Raw genomic sequence first — 15,014 nt, forward strand, 5'->3', positions numbered from 1 at the left:
CGCCCGCAGCGGCCGGCACCGGCACAGGGCGCCCCTCGTCGGAAACGGGCGGCCGGACCGAGGACGGACACCCCCCACCCCGGCCCCGACCCACAGACAACGGCAGGCGCTACCGCAACCGGCCACCGGACAGCAACGGGCCGCCGCAGGCATATAAGGGGCGCGGGGAACGGCGCGACCAGCCACAACGAAACCCGCACAGGCCGCCGCAGGCCACCGCGACCAGCCACAACGAAACCCGCACAGGCCGCCGCAGGCAACCACAACGAGACCCGCACCCGCACCACACCACCCCCCCCCGCCCCCCTCACCCCCCACCCCGCCGCCGCAGGCATAGGCTTGCCCGCGTGCTGGAACAACACGACGCCCCCCTCGCCCCCCTCACCACCCTCAGGCTCGGCGGCCCCGCCACCCGGCTGCTCACGGCGAGCAGTGACGCCGAGGTGATCGAAGCCGTCCGCGAGGCGGACGCGACCGGCACCCCCCTGCTGATCATCGGCGGCGGCTCCAACCTGCTCATCGGCGACAAGGGCTTCCCCGGCACCGCCCTCCGCATCGCCACCCGCGGTGTCGAGCTGACCGGCACCACCCTGGAGCTCGCCGCCGGCGAGATCTGGACCGACGCCGTCGCCCGCACCGTGGAGGCCGGGCTCGCCGGCATCGAGTGCCTCGCCGGCATCCCCGGCTCCGCCGGCGCCACCCCGATCCAGAACGTCGGCGCGTACGGCCAGGACGTCTCCGCCACGATCACCGAAGTGATCGCCTACGACCGCCACACCCACCGCACGGTCACCTTGGCCAACGCCGACTGCGCCTTCTCCTACCGCCACAGCCGCTTCAAGCAGGACCCGGACCGCTACGTCGTCCTCCGCGTCCGCTTCGCACTGGAGGACGCCGGCGGCCTCTCCGCCCCGATCCGCTACGCCGAGACCGCCCGCGCCCTCGGCGTGGAACCCGGCGACCGCGTCCCGCTCGCGGACGCCCGCGACACGGTCCTGAAGCTGCGCGCCGGCAAGGGCATGGTGCTGGACCCCGACGACCACGACACCTGGTCCGCCGGTTCCTTCTTCACCAACCCGATCCTCCCGGACACCGCCTTCGCGGCCTTCCGTGCCCGCGTCCACGGCCGCCTCGGCGCCGGCACCGAACCGCCCGCCTACCCGGCCCGCGACGGACACACCAAGACCTCCGCCGCCTGGCTGATCGACAAGGCCGGTTTCACCAAGGGCTACGGCACCGGCCCCGCCCGCATCTCCACCAAGCACACCCTCGCCCTGACCAACCGAGGCGAGGCCACCACCGAGGACCTCCTCGCCCTCGCCCGCGAGGTCGTCGCCGGCGTCCACGAGGCCTTCGGCGTCACCCTCGTCAACGAACCGGTGACGGTGGGCGTCAGCCTGTAGCGGAAGATCACATAGGGTCGTACCCCGCCAGGAGACATGAGGGGAACGACCCATGCGAGGCACCCGCGGAGGCACCCGCCGCACCCGTACCGCCGCGACCGCGACCACGGCGGTCGCCGTACTGCTGGCCGCAGCCGCCACGGGATGCGGCGGCGGCGCGGACGACGGCGTCGACGCCAAACCGGCCGGCGGGCAGCGGGCGCACGCCGCCCCGGCACAGACGTACGCCACGGACGCCGACCTCCCCGAGTCCCTCGCCCCCGACGGCACCACCGTCCGTGTCGGCTCGCCGAGCGCGAAGACCGTCGTGCACGTCTACGAGGACATGCGCTGCCCGGTCTGCGAGCGGTTCGAGACCCAGGGCGGCGGCGAGGCGCTGCGCGAGATGGTCCGCTCCGGCCAGGTCAGGGCCGAGTACACCCTCGCGTCCTTCCTGGACGGCAAGCTCGGCGGCCAGGGCTCGAAGAAGGCCGCCAACGCCCTGCGGGCCGCGCTGGACGCGGGCAGGTTCGTCGGGCTCCACGACGCCCTCTTCGCCCACCAGCCCGACGAGAGCATCGACGGCTACACCGACACCTTCCTGCTGCGGACGGCTTCCCAGGTACCGGGCTTGCGCGGCACCGAGTTCGACGCGGCGGTGAAGGGCATGAAGCACCGCTCCTTCGTCACCGCCTCCGAGAAGGCCTTCGACACGTCCGGCGCGACCGGCACGCCCACGCTGAAGGTCAACGGCAAGATCGTCCCGCAGAGCCTGGCCGGCGGCCTCTTCGACAAGCAGTCGTTCCCGATGGTGATCGGCTCCATGAGCCGGTGAACCGACGGGCTCAGCCCTCCAGCCAGTCGTCCACCTCGGACAGCAGCTCCCGCTTGACCCCGTCCGGCGCCGCCGTCGCGCGCAGCGACTGCCGGGCCAGCTCCGCCAGCTCCTCGTCCGTGAACTCGTGGTGCCGGCGCGCGATCTCGTACTGCGCGGCGAGCCGCGAGCCGAACAGCAGCGGGTCGTCCGCGCCCAGGGCCATCGGCACGCCCGCCTCGAACAGCGTGCGCAGCGGTACGTCCTCGGGCTTCTCGTACACCCCCAACGCCACATTGGACGCCGGGCAGACCTCGCAGGTCACGCCCTGTTCGGCGAGCCGCCGCAGCAGCCACGGGTCCTCCGCGGCCCGCACCCCGTGCCCGAGCCGGTCGGCGTGCAGATCGTCCAGGCAGTCCCGCACCGAGAACGGGCCGGTCAGCTCACCGCCGTGCGGCGCGGACAGCAGACCGCCCTCGCGCGCGATGGCGAAGGCACGGTCGAAGTCGCGCGCCAGGCCGCGGCGCTCGTCGTTGGACAGCCCGAAGCCGACGACACCCCGGTCGGCGTACCGCACGGCCAGGCGGGCCAGGGTGCGCGCGTCCAGCGGGTGCTTCATCCGGTTGGCCGCGACCACCACCCGCATCCCGAGCCCGGTCTCCCGGCTGGTGGTCTCCACCGCGTCCAGGATGATCTCCAGCGCCGGAATCAGCCCGCCCAGCCGCGGGGCGTACGACGTGGGGTCGACCTGGATCTCCAGCCACCGGGAGCCGTCCTTCAGGTCCTCCTCCGCGGCCTCCCGCACCAGCCGCTGGATGTCCTCCGGCCGCTGGAGGCACGAGCGTGCGGCGTCGTAGAGCCGCTGGAAGCGGAACCAGCCGCGCTCGTCCGTCGCCCGCAGCCGCGGCGACTCCCCGCTGACCAGCGCGTCGGTCAGCGCGTCCGGCAGCCGGACGCCGTGCTTGTCGGCGAGTTCCAGGAGGGTGCTGGGCCGCATCGAGCCGGTGAAGTGCAGGTGCAGATGGGCCTTGGGCAGTGCAGACAGATCACGTACGCGCTCCATTCCAGGATCCTGCCGCACGCTACGGGCGTCCCGGTAGCACTTTCCCCGATCGAGGTCTTGCCGGCACGAAGAAACGGGCCGCCCCCCGAGGGGACGGCCCGTGTCCGGCGCGGCGGGGACGTCAGTCCCTCGCCTCCGCCAGCAGCTTCTGGATCCGGCTCACGCCCTCGACGAGGTCCTCGTCGCCGAGCGCGTACGACAGCCGCAGATAGCCCGGCGTGCCGAACGCCTCACCCGGGACGACCGCGACCTCGGCCTCCTCCAGGATCAGCGCGGCCAGCTCGACGGTGTCCTGCGGACGCTTGCCGCGGATCTCCTTGCCCAGCAGCGGCTTGACCGAGGGGTAGGCGTAGAAGGCGCCCTCGGGCTCCGGGCAGAACACGCCGTCGATGTCGTTGAGCATCCGCACGATGGTCTTGCGGCGCCGGTCGAAGGCCTCGCGCATCTTCGCCACGGCCTCGAGGTCACCGGAGACGGCGGCCAGCGCGGCCACCTGGGCGACGTTGGAGACGTTGGAGGTGGCGTGCGACTGCAGGTTGGTCGCGGCCTTCACGACGTCCTTGGGGCCGATGATCCAGCCCACGCGCCAGCCGGTCATGGCGTACGTCTTGGCGACGCCGTTGACGACGATGCACTTGTCGCGCAGCTCGGGCAGGACCGCGGGCAGCGACACGGCGGAGGCGCCGCCGTAGACCAGGTGCTCGTAGATCTCGTCGGTGAGCACCCACAGGCCGTGCTCGTGGGCCCAGCGGCCGATGGCCTCGGTCTCGTGCTCGGAGTAGACCGCGCCGGTCGGGTTGGACGGGGAGACGAAGAGGACGACCTTCGTCTTCTCGGTGCGGGCGGCCTCCAGCTGCTCGACGGAGACGCGGTAGCCGGTGGTCTCGTCGGCGGTCACGAAGACGGGGACACCGCCGGCCAGCCGGATCGACTCCGGGTAGGTCGTCCAGTACGGCGCCGGGACGATGACCTCGTCGCCCGGGTCGAGGATCGCGGCGAACGCCTCGTAGATCGCCTGCTTGCCGCCGTTGGTCACCAGGACCTGGGACGCGTCGACCTCGTAGCCGGAGTCGCGCAGCGTCTTCGCGGCGATGGCGGCCTTCAGCTCGGGCAGGCCGCCGGCCGGCGTGTAGCGGTGGTACTTCGGGTTCTTGCAGGCCTCGACGGCCGCCTCGACGATGTAGTCCGGAGTCGGGAAGTCGGGCTCACCGGCGCCGAAGCCGATCACCGGGCGCCCGGCGGCCTTCAGTGCCTTGGCCTTGGCGTCCACGGCGAGGGTGGCGGACTCGGAGATCGCGCCGATGCGGGCCGAGACCCGGCGCTCGGTGGGAGGGATTGCAGCGCTCATACGGCCCATGCTTTCAGACCGGAAACCTGGCGGGCACGCCGGTTTCACCCAGTGGGCACCGACCGAACGCCTGACGGAACGCCCGGCGCGGCCGATCCGCGTCCGGCCACGAACATCAAACCAACCACCCCCGGGGGCGCTTTCCGTTCGACTGCGCGCTCCGGACCACGTACACTCTCACCTCGTTGGCCTTCAGCAGCCGCGACCGCAACCGGTGCACACCGAGCATCCGGGCGGATGCGGTACGTTGGGGACACACCAAAGGGTCGTAGCTCAATTGGTAGAGCACCGGTCTCCAAAACCGGCGGTTGGGGGTTCAAGTCCCTCCGGCCCTGCTACACACACCTTCGCCAGGATGTGTGCGCATGTACGTACAGCAATGCACCGCCGTGCGGCTCAGACCGGGCGCGGCACGGCCACGACCCGGGATCAGGTGAGGACTAATGGCGGACGCCGTGGGCTCCATCGACACGCCTGACGTCCAGGACGAGGCGCCGGAGAGTCGGAAGAAGGCCCGCAAGGGCGGCAAGCGGGCCAAGAAGGGTCCGCTCAGGCGCCTGGCCACCTTCTATCGGCAGATCATCGCCGAGCTGCGCAAGGTCGTCTGGCCCACGCGCAACCAGCTGACGTCGTACACGACTGTGGTGATCTTCTTCGTCGCCATCATGATCGGCCTGGTGACCGTGATTGACTATGGGCTCAACCACGCGGCCAAGTACGTCTTCGGCTGAGCCAGAAGCGAAGGGCGCCGAGGTATCCGGCGCCCCTTTTCGCGTGTTCCACCCCTATGTATCCAGGAAGAAGCAGCCACCGTGTCTGACCAGAACCTGAACGACGCCGTTGAGCCAAGCGAGACTGCGGCAGAGTCGGTGGACGACGAGCTCGACATCGTCGAGGGCGCGGACGAGGACCTGGACGAGGCCGAGGCTGCCGACCTCGAAGCGGGCGAGCCCGCCGAGGAAGCCGCCCTCCACGAGGAGGACGAGGCCGAGGCCGGCGACGAGGTCGATGAGGACGACGTCGCCGAGGCCGTGGCCGAGGAGCCCGAGCCCGAGCCCGAGGACGACCGCGACCCGGTCGAGAAGCTCCGCGAGGAGCTGCGCACGCTGCCCGGCGAGTGGTACGTCATCCACACGTACGCCGGCTACGAGAAGCGCGTGAAGGCCAACCTGGAGCAGCGCGCCGTCTCGCTGAACGTCGAGGACTTCATCTACCAGGCCGAGGTGCCCGAGGAAGAGATCGTCCAGATCAAGAACGGCGAGCGCAAGACCGTCAAGCAGAACAAGCTTCCCGGTTACGTGCTCGTCCGGATGGACCTGACGAACGAGTCCTGGGGCGTCGTCCGCAACACGCCGGGCGTCACCGGCTTCGTCGGCAATGCCTACGACCCGTACCCGCTGTCGCTGGACGAGATCGTGAAGATGCTCGCCCCCGAGGCGGAGGCCAAGGCCGCCCGTGAGGCCGCCGAGGCCGAGGGCAAGCCGGCGCCGCAGCGCAAGGTCGAGGTCCAGGTGCTGGACTTCGAGGTCGGCGACTCGGTCACCGTCACCGACGGCCCGTTCGCCACGCTGCAGGCCACGATCAACGAGATCAACCCGGACTCCAAGAAGGTCAAGGGTCTGGTGGAGATCTTCGGTCGCGAGACGCCGGTCGAGCTGTCCTTCGACCAGATCCAGAAGAACTAGTTTCTTTCTGGACGTACCGCTTCCGTGCAGGTCAGGCGAACGCTCAGCGAGCGCCTGACCTGCACGGTTTTTAGCCGCGCATCTATACCCGTTATCGTTGTGCGGTATGCCTGCGTCCGGGTGGTCCCCGGAAGCGGGCATGGACCCGAAGTGAAAGGACCCGGAGAGCCATGCCTCCCAAGAAGAAGAAGGTCACGGGGCTCATCAAGCTCCAGATCCAGGCCGGTGCCGCCAACCCGGCCCCGCCGGTCGGCCCCGCGCTGGGTCAGCACGGCGTGAACATCATGGAGTTCTGCAAGGCCTACAACGCCGCGACCGAGTCGCAGCGTGGCTGGGTCATCCCGGTGGAGATCACGGTCTACGAGGACCGCTCCTTCACCTTCATCACCAAGACCCCGCCGGCCGCGAAGATGATCCTCAAGGCCGCGGGCGTTGAGAAGGGCTCCGGCGAGCCGCACAAGACCAAGGTCGCGAAGATCACGCGTGACCAGGTCCGCGAGATCGCCACCACCAAGATGCCCGACCTCAACGCCAACGACCTGGACGCCGCCGAGAAGATCATCGCCGGCACCGCCCGTTCCATGGGCGTCACGGTCGAGGGCTGACCCCACCTTCCAGCAGTAGTGGCAGGGCCTGCTCGGCCCGGACCACAACTCCTCAGTACATACAGGAGCATCACGTGAGCAAGCGCAGCAAGGCTCTCAAGGCTGCGGACGCCAAGGTCGACCGGGAGAAGCTGTACGCCCCGCTCGAGGCCGTCCGTCTCGCCAAGGAGACCGCCACGACCAAGTTCGACTCGACCGTCGAGGTCGCCTTCCGTCTGGGTGTCGACCCGCGCAAGGCCGACCAGATGGTCCGTGGCACCGTGAACCTGCCGCACGGCACCGGCAAGACTGCCCGGGTCCTGGTCTTCGCGACCGGTGACCGTGCTGCGGCCGCGGAGGCCGCGGGCGCCGACATCGTCGGCTCCGACGAACTGATCGACGAGGTCGCGAAGGGCCGTCTGGACTTCGACGCCGTCGTCGCCACCCCGGACCTCATGGGCAAGGTCGGCCGCCTCGGCCGCGTGCTCGGTCCGCGTGGTCTGATGCCGAACCCGAAGACCGGCACCGTCACCCCCGACGTGACCAAGGCCGTCACCGACATCAAGGGCGGCAAGATCGAGTTCCGGGTCGACAAGCACGCGAACCTGCACTTCATCATCGGCAAGGCGTCCTTCGACGACACCAAGCTGGTGGAGAACTACGGCGCGGCCCTGGAGGAGATCCTCCGTCTGAAGCCGTCCGCCGCCAAGGGTCGCTACATCAAGAAGGCCGCGCTCAGCACCACCATGGGCCCCGGCATTCCGGTCGACCCGAACCGCACCCGCAACCTCCTCGTCGAGGAGGACCCGGCCGCGGTCTGAGCCTGACGCTCACCGAAGTCGGTTCCGGGCCCCGCCCCCTGCTCGCAGGGGGCGGGGCCCGTTCCGTTCCCGAAGCAGTCCCCGCCGGGTTAGCGTGAAGATCGCGGGGGAGCCGAGGGGGAAAAACGGATGAGGAGCATCGGACGTGGAGTCCTGCCGGTCCTTTTGACGGCCGTACTGACCGCCTTGACGGCCTGCGGCGGCGGGGGCAGCCGGCCGCGCCCCACCGCGTCGCCCAGCCTCGACGCGCGTACCGCGGCCGCGCTGCACGCCGTCGAGCAGGCCACCACCCGGGCCGGTTCCGCCCGGATCGGCTCCACCACCGTGATGGCCGGCCTGCTGTCCACCCGCAGCGAGGGCACCCTGGACTGGGCGGGCGAGTCCACCGGCACGCTCACCATCACCTACACCGGCGGCAGCCTCGCCGAACCGCTGCGGGCGCTCGGCAGCACCACCATGCAGGCGCGTCTGCTGCCCGACGCGTACTACGCGCGCGTGGGCGCCGAGTTCGCCCGGCGCATCGGCGGCCGGCACTGGATCCGCTACGACTACGACGACCTCGCCGGCCTGCCCGGCGACTCCGGCAGCTATCTGCGCGACCAGCTGCGCAACACCGCTCCCGTGCCGCCCGTGAAACTGCTGCTGGCCTCCGGTGACGCCCGCGCCGCCGGTGAGGAGACCGTCGCCGGCCGCCGCACCCGGCACTACACGGGCACGGTCGACGTCGCGTCCCTCGCCGAGGGGTCCCTGAAGAAGCAGCTCACCGACGCCGGCGTGCGCGGCGAGCACATCGACCTGTGGGTCGACGACCACGACCTGATCGTCAAGAAGACCGAGAAGGCCGCGATGACGAGCGGCCTGATGACTCAGACGGCCACCTACGGCGACTACGGCGTCCACGTCGCCGTACAGCGGCCCCCGGCGGCCGACACCGAGGACTTCGCGCAGCTCATGGGCACCACGGGGCCATGAGAAAACCCGGTGTCTTACCTGCCCCTTACCGTTACCCTCGCAAGGCTGCCGTGTGGCAGCTGTGTCTGTCGTGGGGGGAAACCATGAAGAAGTCCTCTGTCGTACCCGCTGCCTCTGTGGCCGTGCTGCTGCTCGCCGGGGCCGTCGGCTGCGGAAAGGGCGACGCGCAGTCCCCGGAGATGTCTCCGGCGGCCGCCGTGGCGAAAGCCGCGGAGAACGCCGACGCCATCACCTCCTTCCGCTATCGCATGAGCGGCACCGTTCCGGAGCAGGGCAAGGTGCGCGGCGAGGCCGCGATGAGCGTGAAGCCGCTCGCCATGAGCATGAAGATGACGGTCGAGGGCGGGACCGATTCCGGCGAGATGGAGATCCGGCTCGTCGACAAGGCGCTGTATCTGGGCGGGGGCGCCGAGGCCGCCAAGGAGATGGACGGCAAGAGCTGGATCAAGTTCGACATGTCCGGGGCCGACGGCGGACAGGGTGGGGACCAGATGGGGGCGGGACAGGCCCGCAAGAACCCGGCGGCCGACTCCACCTTCCTCGACGGCTCCAAGGACGTGAAGAAGGTCGGCACCGAGACCGTCGAGGGAGTGAGGACCACCCACTACGCCGGCACGGTCACCCTCGCCGACCTCAAGGCGTCCCTGAGCGGCAAGGACCAGGCCACCCGCGAGAAGCGGGAGAAGAGCATCGACGAGTACGACGAGCTCGGCGTCGACAATTTCACCATGGACCTGTGGATCGACGGTGAGCAGCACACCAGGCAGTTCCGCATGCGCGGCGACGCCGACAAGGGCCCACTGGACATGACCATCACCTTCCTCGACGTCAACAAGCCGGTGACCGTCGTCGCCCCGCCGGCGAAGGACGTCGCCGATCTCGAGGAGATGATGAAGGGCGCCGAGGGCTGACCCGTACGGGCGGATTTGCTCGAAGGCGACCCGTTCCCGTACTCTCCTAACGAAGCCAAAGACCGCTGGTCGTTGCCGTGCCCCAACAAAGGGGCCGGTGGCCGAAGGATCCGCTGAAAATGCGGGCGACCCGCGCAGGTGACTGTGGAAGAACTCCCGGAGCATGTGTGTGTTCACATGCGTGTGCTGCCGGTCGAGTCCGCCCCGTGCGCCTGCGCCGGGGCGTTTCGTTTTCCCCAGTCCTCCTTCGGGTCCGCGCGGTCCGAATCACCCGGAAGGAGGCCGAGGCTCTATGGCGAGGCCCGACAAGGCTGCCGCGGTTGCCGAGCTGACGGACAAGTTCCGCAACTCGAACGCCGCCGTGCTGACCGAGTACCGCGGTCTCACCGTGGCGCAGCTCAAGACGCTGCGCCGCTCGCTCGGTGAGAACGCCCAGTACGCCGTGGTGAAGAACACGCTGACCAAGATTGCGGCCAACGAGGCCGGGATCACGACGCTGGACGACCAGTTCGCTGGTCCGACGGCCGTCGCCTTCATCACCGGTGACCCGGTGGAGTCGGCGAAGGGTCTCCGTGACTTCGCCAAGGACAACCCGAATCTCGTCATCAAGGGCGGTGTGCTCGAGGGCAAGGCCCTCTCCGCCGACGAGATCAAGAAGCTTGCGGACCTCGAGTCCCGCGAGGTTCTGCTCTCCAAGCTGGCCGGTGCCTTCAAGGGCAAGCAGTCCCAGGCTGCTCAGCTCTTCCAGGCGCTGCCGTCGAAGCTCGTCCGCACCGTGGACGCGCTGCGTGCCAAGCAGGCAGAGCAGGGCGGTGCCGAGTAATTCGGCTCGCTTTCTGACGCTCGCCGCCTGAGCGCGGCGCGTGTCGCCAGCGGGCCAACGTACGCCCGCCTCACCCCGTACATCCGGCACCTGCCGAATTAGTGGAAGGACGCCATCATGGCGAAGCTCTCTCAGGACGACCTGCTCGCGCAGTTCGAGGAGATGACCCTCATCGAGCTCTCCGAGTTCGTGAAGGCCTTCGAGGAGAAGTTCGACGTCACCGCCGCCGCGGCCGTCGCCGTTGCCGCCCCGGGTGCCCCCGGCGCCCCGGCCGAGGCCGTCGAGGAGAAGGACGAGTTCGACGTCGTCCTCACCGGCGCCGGTGACAAGAAGATCCAGGTCATCAAGGTCGTGCGTGAGCTGACCTCCCTGGGTCTGAAGGAGGCCAAGGACCTCGTGGACGGCGCCCCGAAGCCCGTTCTCGAGAAGGTCGCCAAGGACGCCGCCGACAAGGCCAAGGAGGCCCTCGAGGGCGCCGGCGCCTCCGTCGAGGTCAAGTAAGACCTTCGCGACCGCCTGAACGGCCTCCCAGGGCCCAGGTCGTGAAAACGTCTTCCCTGGGGCTGTAACGCGAACGCACCGAAGGGCGATCATCCATCCGGGTGGTCGCCCTTCGGCGTTCCCCGGGGGACGGCCCGGGCTGCCTTGCACCTGTGTTCGTGAGGGGTAAGGTGATCTTCGCCGTGTCTCGGTCGCCCCGGTTCGTGCAAGGGGGGCCTTGACGAACCGCACGCAGCGCGCAATTCTCAGGACGCGTCGTCACAGGATCCAATCCGAGGCATGGATCGACGGCGAAGAGGGCAGTATCAACGTGCGTTGAAGGCAGGTATGCCGCAGGCGTTTGGAAGAGTGAGGTCTCCGAAATGCGGGACTGGACATCAGTGTGCCAAGTGGCTACACTGACCCTTTGCGCTGCCTGTTAGCTGCCCCCTGCCCGTCACCAGGGGTCTGCCCTCACTCGAGCACTGACCGACAGATCGTCTCTGACCTGGGACCTCTGTCTTTGTGCGCGGGAGAGGGGACGGTACGCGCGTAGTGAGTCCGAGCCCTCGGAAGGACCCCCTCTTGGCCGCCTCGCGCAACGCCTCGACCGCGAATACGAACAACGCTGCCAGCACCGCCCCGCTGCGCATCTCCTTTGCAAAGATCAAGGAGCCCCTCGAGGTTCCGAACCTACTCGCGCTGCAAACCGAGAGCTTCGACTGGCTGCTCGGCAACGACGCGTGGAAGGCTCGCGTCGAGGAGGCCCTCGAGAACGGTCAGGATGTCCCCACCAAGTCCGGTCTGGAGGAGATCTTCGAGGAGATCTCCCCGATCGAGGACTTCAGCGGGTCGATGTCGCTGACCTTCCGCGACCACCGCTTCGAGCCGCCGAAGAACTCCATCGACGAGTGCAAGGACCGCGACTTCACTTACGCGGCCCCGCTCTTCGTCACCGCCGAGTTCACCAACAACGAGACCGGCGAGATCAAGTCCCAGACCGTCTTCATGGGCGACTTCCCGCTCATGACGAACAAGGGCACCTTCGTCATCAACGGCACCGAGCGTGTCGTGGTGTCCCAGCTGGTGCGTTCCCCCGGCGTCTACTTCGACTCCTCCATCGACAAGACGTCCGACAAGGACATCTTCTCCGCCAAGATCATCCCGTCCCGGGGTGCCTGGCTGGAGATGGAGATCGACAAGCGCGACATGGTCGGTGTCCGTATCGACCGCAAGCGCAAGCAGTCCGTCACCGTCCTCCTCAAGGCCCTCGGCTGGACCACCGAGCAGATCCTCGAGGAGTTCGGCGAGTACGAGTCCATGCGCGCCACCCTGGAGAAGGACCACACCCAGGGCCAGGACGACGCGCTGCTCGACATCTACCGCAAGCTGCGTCCGGGCGAGCCCCCCACGCGTGAGGCCGCGCAGACGCTGCTCGAGAACCTCTACTTCAACCCCAAGCGCTACGACCTGGCCAAGGTCGGCCGCTACAAGGTCAACAAGAAGCTGGGCGCGGACGCCCCGCTGGACGCCGGGATCCTGACCGTCGAGGACATCATCGCGACGATCAAGTACCTGGTGAAGCTGCACGCCGGCGAGACCGAGACGGTCGGTGACAACGGCCAGCCGGTCGTCGTCGAGACCGACGACATCGACCACTTCGGCAACCGTCGTCTGCGCAGCGTCGGCGAGCTCATCCAGAACCAGGTCCGCACGGGTCTGGCCCGTATGGAGCGCGTCGTCCGTGAGCGGATGACCACCCAGGACGTCGAGGCGATCACGCCGCAGACCCTGATCAACATCCGGCCGGTCGTCGCCTCCATCAAGGAGTTCTTCGGCACCAGCCAGCTGTCGCAGTTCATGGACCAGAACAACCCGCTGTCGGGTCTCACCCACAAGCGCCGTCTGTCGGCTCTTGGCCCGGGTGGTCTCTCACGTGAGCGGGCCGGCTTCGAGGTCCGTGACGTGCACCCGTCGCACTACGGCCGCATGTGCCCGATCGAGACGCCTGAAGGCCCGAACATCGGTCTGATCGGCTCGCTCGCCTCCTACGGCCGGGTCAACGCGTTCGGTTTCGTCGAGACCCCGTACCGCAAGGTCATCGACGGCCAGGTCACCGACGAGGTGGACTACCTGACCGCCGACGAGGAGGACCGCTTCGTCATCGCGCAGGCCAACGCCACGCTCAACGACGACCTGCGCTTCGCCGAGGCCCGCGTGCTCGTCCGCCGCAAGGGCGGCGAGGTCGACTACGTCGGCCCCGAGGACGTGGACTACATGGACGTCTCGCCGCGCCAGATGGTGTCGGTCGCGACGGCCATGATCCCCTTCCTCGAGCACGACGACGCCAACCGTGCCCTCATGGGCGCGAACATGATGCGCCAGGCCGTTCCGCTGATTAAGTCGGAGGCCCCGCTCGTCGGTACCGGCATGGAGTACCGCTCCGCCGTCGACGCCGGCGACGTCGTCAAGGCCGAGAAGGCCGGTGTGGTCCAGGAGGTCTCCGCGGACTACATCACCACCGCCAACGACGACGGCACGTACATCACGTACCGCCTGGCCAAGTTCGCCCGCTCCAACCAGGGCACCTCGGTCAACCAGAAGGTCATCGTCAACGAGGGCGACCGCGTCATCACGGGCCAGGTGCTCGCCGACGGCCCGGCCACCCAGAACGGCGAGATGGCGCTGGGCAAGAACCTGCTCGTGGCGTTCATGCCGTGGGAGGGTCACAACTACGAGGACGCGATCATCCTGTCGCAGCGCCTCGTGCAGGACGACGTCCTCTCCTCGATCCACATCGAGGAGCACGAGGTCGACGCCCGTGACACCAAGCTCGGCCCCGAGGAGATCACCCGGGACATCCCGAACGTCTCCGAGGAGGTCCTCGCCGACCTCGACGAGCGCGGCATCATCCGTATCGGTGCCGAGGTCGTCGCCGGCGACATCCTCGTCGGCAAGGTCACGCCCAAGGGTGAGACCGAGCTGACCCCCGAGGAGCGCCTGCTCCGCGCGATCTTCGGTGAGAAGGCGCGCGAGGTGCGCGACACCTCGCTGAAGGTGCCGCACGGCGAGATCGGCAAGGTCATCGGCGTCCGCGTCTTCGACCGCGAAGAGGGCGACGAGCTGCCGCCGGGCGTGAACCAGCTGGTCCGCGTCTACGTCGCGCAGAAGCGCAAGATCACCGACGGTGACAAGCTCGCCGGCCGTCACGGCAACAAGGGTGTCATCTCCAAGATCCTGCCGATCGAGGACATGCCGTTCCTGGAGGACGGCACCCCGGTCGACATCATCCTCAACCCGCTGGGTGTGCCGTCCCGAATGAACCCGGGACAGGTCCTGGAGATCCACCTCGGCTGGCTCGCCAGCCGCGGCTGGGACGTCTCCGGCCTCGCCGACGAGTGGGCGCAGCGCCTCCAGGTGATCGGCGCCGACAAGGTCGCCCCCGGCACCAACGTCGCCACCCCGGTGTTCGACGGTGCCCGTGAGGACGAGCTGGCGGGTCTGCTGCAGCACACCATCCCGAACCGCGACGGCGAGCGCATGGTGCTCCCGTCCGGCAAGGCGCGACTGTACGACGGCCGCTCCGGCGAGCCGTTCCCGGAGCCGATCTCGGTCGGCTACATGTACATCCTCAAGCTGCACCACCTGGTCGACGACAAGCTGCACGCCCGTTCGACCGGTCCGTACTCGATGATCACCCAGCAGCCGCTGGGTGGTAAGGCCCAGTTCGGTGGCCAGCGCTTCGGTGAGATGGAGGTGTGGGCGCTCGAGGCATACGGCGCCGCGTACGCCCTCCAGGAGCTGCTGACCATCAAGTCCGACGACGTCACCGGCCGTGTGAAGGTCTACGAGGCCATCGTCAAGGGCGAGAACATCCCTGAGCCCGGCATTCCCGAGTCCTTCAAGGTGCTCATCAAGGAAATGCAGTCCCTGTGCCTCAACGTGGAGGTGCTGTCCTCGGACGGCATGTCCATCGAGATGCGCGACACCGATGAGGACGTCTTCCGCGCTGCGGAGGAGCTCGGTATCGACCTGTCCCGGCGCGAGCCGAGCAGCGTCGAAGAGGTCTGACGGGAGTCCGGCGGGGCCCCCACCCACAGGGCCCCGCCGACCCCCAGGCCCCCGTTTCAG

The 15,014-nt window shown here is 68.8% G+C and carries 13 protein-coding genes and 1 tRNA gene; 12 read left to right on the top strand and 2 right to left on the bottom strand.

Annotated elements, in window-relative coordinates; all coding sequences use genetic code 11:
- Nucleotides 1-347 precede the first annotated feature (347 nt).
- Together AB0J12_RS20285 and AB0J12_RS20290 are read left to right on the top strand one after the other, a co-directional pair.
- Nucleotides 348-1,403: a UDP-N-acetylmuramate dehydrogenase gene (locus tag AB0J12_RS20285; protein WP_363265712.1), complete on the top strand. Its 1,056-nt coding sequence runs from the start codon at nt 348-350 to the stop codon at nt 1,401-1,403.
- Between the two features lie 52 nt (nt 1,404-1,455).
- Nucleotides 1,456-2,217 carry a thioredoxin domain-containing protein gene (locus AB0J12_RS20290; protein WP_363265713.1) on the top strand — a complete coding sequence of 254 codons (762 nt, stop codon included), beginning with the start codon at nt 1,456-1,458 and terminating at the stop codon, nt 2,215-2,217.
- Between the two features lie 10 nt (nt 2,218-2,227).
- Here the strand turns inward: AB0J12_RS20290 and AB0J12_RS20295 are convergent, their stop codons facing one another.
- Together AB0J12_RS20295 and AB0J12_RS20300 are read right to left on the bottom strand one after the other, a co-directional pair.
- Nucleotides 2,228-3,259, bottom strand: a complete 1,032-nt coding sequence (locus AB0J12_RS20295) for an adenosine deaminase (protein ID WP_363265714.1) — start codon at nt 3,257-3,259, stop codon at nt 2,228-2,230.
- Between the two features lie 121 nt (nt 3,260-3,380).
- On the bottom strand, nt 3,381-4,607 hold the full coding sequence (locus AB0J12_RS20300; RefSeq protein WP_363265715.1) for a pyridoxal phosphate-dependent aminotransferase: 1,227 nt from the start codon (nt 4,605-4,607) through the stop codon (nt 3,381-3,383).
- 262 nt (nt 4,608-4,869) lie between these two features.
- Here AB0J12_RS20300 and AB0J12_RS20305 point away from each other — a divergent pair.
- The 10 genes from AB0J12_RS20305 (at nt 4,870) to rpoB (ending at nt 14,954) form a co-directional block, all read left to right on the top strand.
- Nucleotides 4,870-4,942, top strand: a tRNA-Trp gene (locus tag AB0J12_RS20305).
- 108 nt (nt 4,943-5,050) lie between these two features.
- Nucleotides 5,051-5,338: a preprotein translocase subunit SecE gene (gene secE / locus AB0J12_RS20310; protein WP_363265716.1), complete on the top strand. Its 288-nt coding sequence runs from the start codon at nt 5,051-5,053 to the stop codon at nt 5,336-5,338.
- A gap of 81 nt (nt 5,339-5,419) precedes the next feature.
- Entirely contained in the window at nt 5,420-6,292 is an 873-nt protein-coding gene (gene nusG, locus AB0J12_RS20315; protein WP_363265717.1) for a transcription termination/antitermination protein NusG, read from the top strand.
- A gap of 170 nt (nt 6,293-6,462) precedes the next feature.
- Complete coding sequence (gene rplK / locus AB0J12_RS20320; RefSeq protein ID WP_006130605.1) at nt 6,463-6,897, top strand: 50S ribosomal protein L11; 435 nt, start codon at nt 6,463-6,465, stop codon at nt 6,895-6,897.
- 74 nt (nt 6,898-6,971) lie between these two features.
- Nucleotides 6,972-7,697, top strand: a complete 726-nt coding sequence (gene rplA, locus AB0J12_RS20325) for a 50S ribosomal protein L1 (RefSeq protein WP_363265718.1) — start codon at nt 6,972-6,974, stop codon at nt 7,695-7,697.
- A 129-nt stretch (nt 7,698-7,826) separates the two neighbouring features.
- Nucleotides 7,827-8,669, top strand: a complete 843-nt coding sequence (locus tag AB0J12_RS20330) for a hypothetical protein (protein WP_363265719.1) — start codon at nt 7,827-7,829, stop codon at nt 8,667-8,669.
- Between the two features lie 83 nt (nt 8,670-8,752).
- Nucleotides 8,753-9,580: a DUF1396 domain-containing protein gene (locus AB0J12_RS20335; protein WP_363265720.1), complete on the top strand. Its 828-nt coding sequence runs from the start codon at nt 8,753-8,755 to the stop codon at nt 9,578-9,580.
- A 292-nt stretch (nt 9,581-9,872) separates the two neighbouring features.
- A complete protein-coding gene (gene rplJ, locus AB0J12_RS20340; protein WP_363265721.1) occupies nt 9,873-10,403 on the top strand; it encodes a 50S ribosomal protein L10 in 531 nt (176 codons plus the stop codon).
- 117 nt (nt 10,404-10,520) lie between these two features.
- Entirely contained in the window at nt 10,521-10,904 is a 384-nt protein-coding gene (gene rplL / locus AB0J12_RS20345) for a 50S ribosomal protein L7/L12 (protein WP_363265722.1), read from the top strand.
- Nucleotides 10,905-11,468: 564 nt separating this feature from the next.
- On the top strand, nt 11,469-14,954 hold the full coding sequence (gene rpoB / locus AB0J12_RS20350) for a DNA-directed RNA polymerase subunit beta (RefSeq protein WP_363265723.1): 3,486 nt from the start codon (nt 11,469-11,471) through the stop codon (nt 14,952-14,954).
- Nucleotides 14,955-15,014 lie beyond the last annotated feature (60 nt).

It is taken from the genome of Streptomyces sp. NPDC049915 (assembly GCF_040656475.1).
Classification (GTDB): domain Bacteria; phylum Actinomycetota; class Actinomycetes; order Streptomycetales; family Streptomycetaceae; genus Streptomyces.

What these genes read in the sequence shown, in the direction of transcription:
- rplJ (WP_363265721.1), top strand. Translation starts at nt 9,873, where the DNA reads ATGGCGAGGCCCGACAAGGCTGCCGCGGTTGCCGAGCTGACGGACAAG.
- AB0J12_RS20335 (WP_363265720.1), top strand. Translation starts at nt 8,753, where the DNA reads ATGAAGAAGTCCTCTGTCGTACCCGCTGCCTCTGTGGCCGTGCTGCTG.
- AB0J12_RS20300 (WP_363265715.1), bottom strand. Translation starts at nt 4,607, where the DNA reads ATGAGCGCTGCAATCCCTCCCACCGAGCGCCGGGTCTCGGCCCGCATC.
- rplK (WP_006130605.1), top strand. Translation starts at nt 6,463, where the DNA reads ATGCCTCCCAAGAAGAAGAAGGTCACGGGGCTCATCAAGCTCCAGATC.
- AB0J12_RS20290 (WP_363265713.1), top strand. Translation starts at nt 1,456, where the DNA reads ATGCGAGGCACCCGCGGAGGCACCCGCCGCACCCGTACCGCCGCGACC.
- secE (WP_363265716.1), top strand. Translation starts at nt 5,051, where the DNA reads ATGGCGGACGCCGTGGGCTCCATCGACACGCCTGACGTCCAGGACGAG.
- AB0J12_RS20330 (WP_363265719.1), top strand. Translation starts at nt 7,827, where the DNA reads ATGAGGAGCATCGGACGTGGAGTCCTGCCGGTCCTTTTGACGGCCGTA.
- AB0J12_RS20295 (WP_363265714.1), bottom strand. Translation starts at nt 3,259, where the DNA reads ATGGAGCGCGTACGTGATCTGTCTGCACTGCCCAAGGCCCATCTGCAC.
- rplL (WP_363265722.1), top strand. Translation starts at nt 10,521, where the DNA reads ATGGCGAAGCTCTCTCAGGACGACCTGCTCGCGCAGTTCGAGGAGATG.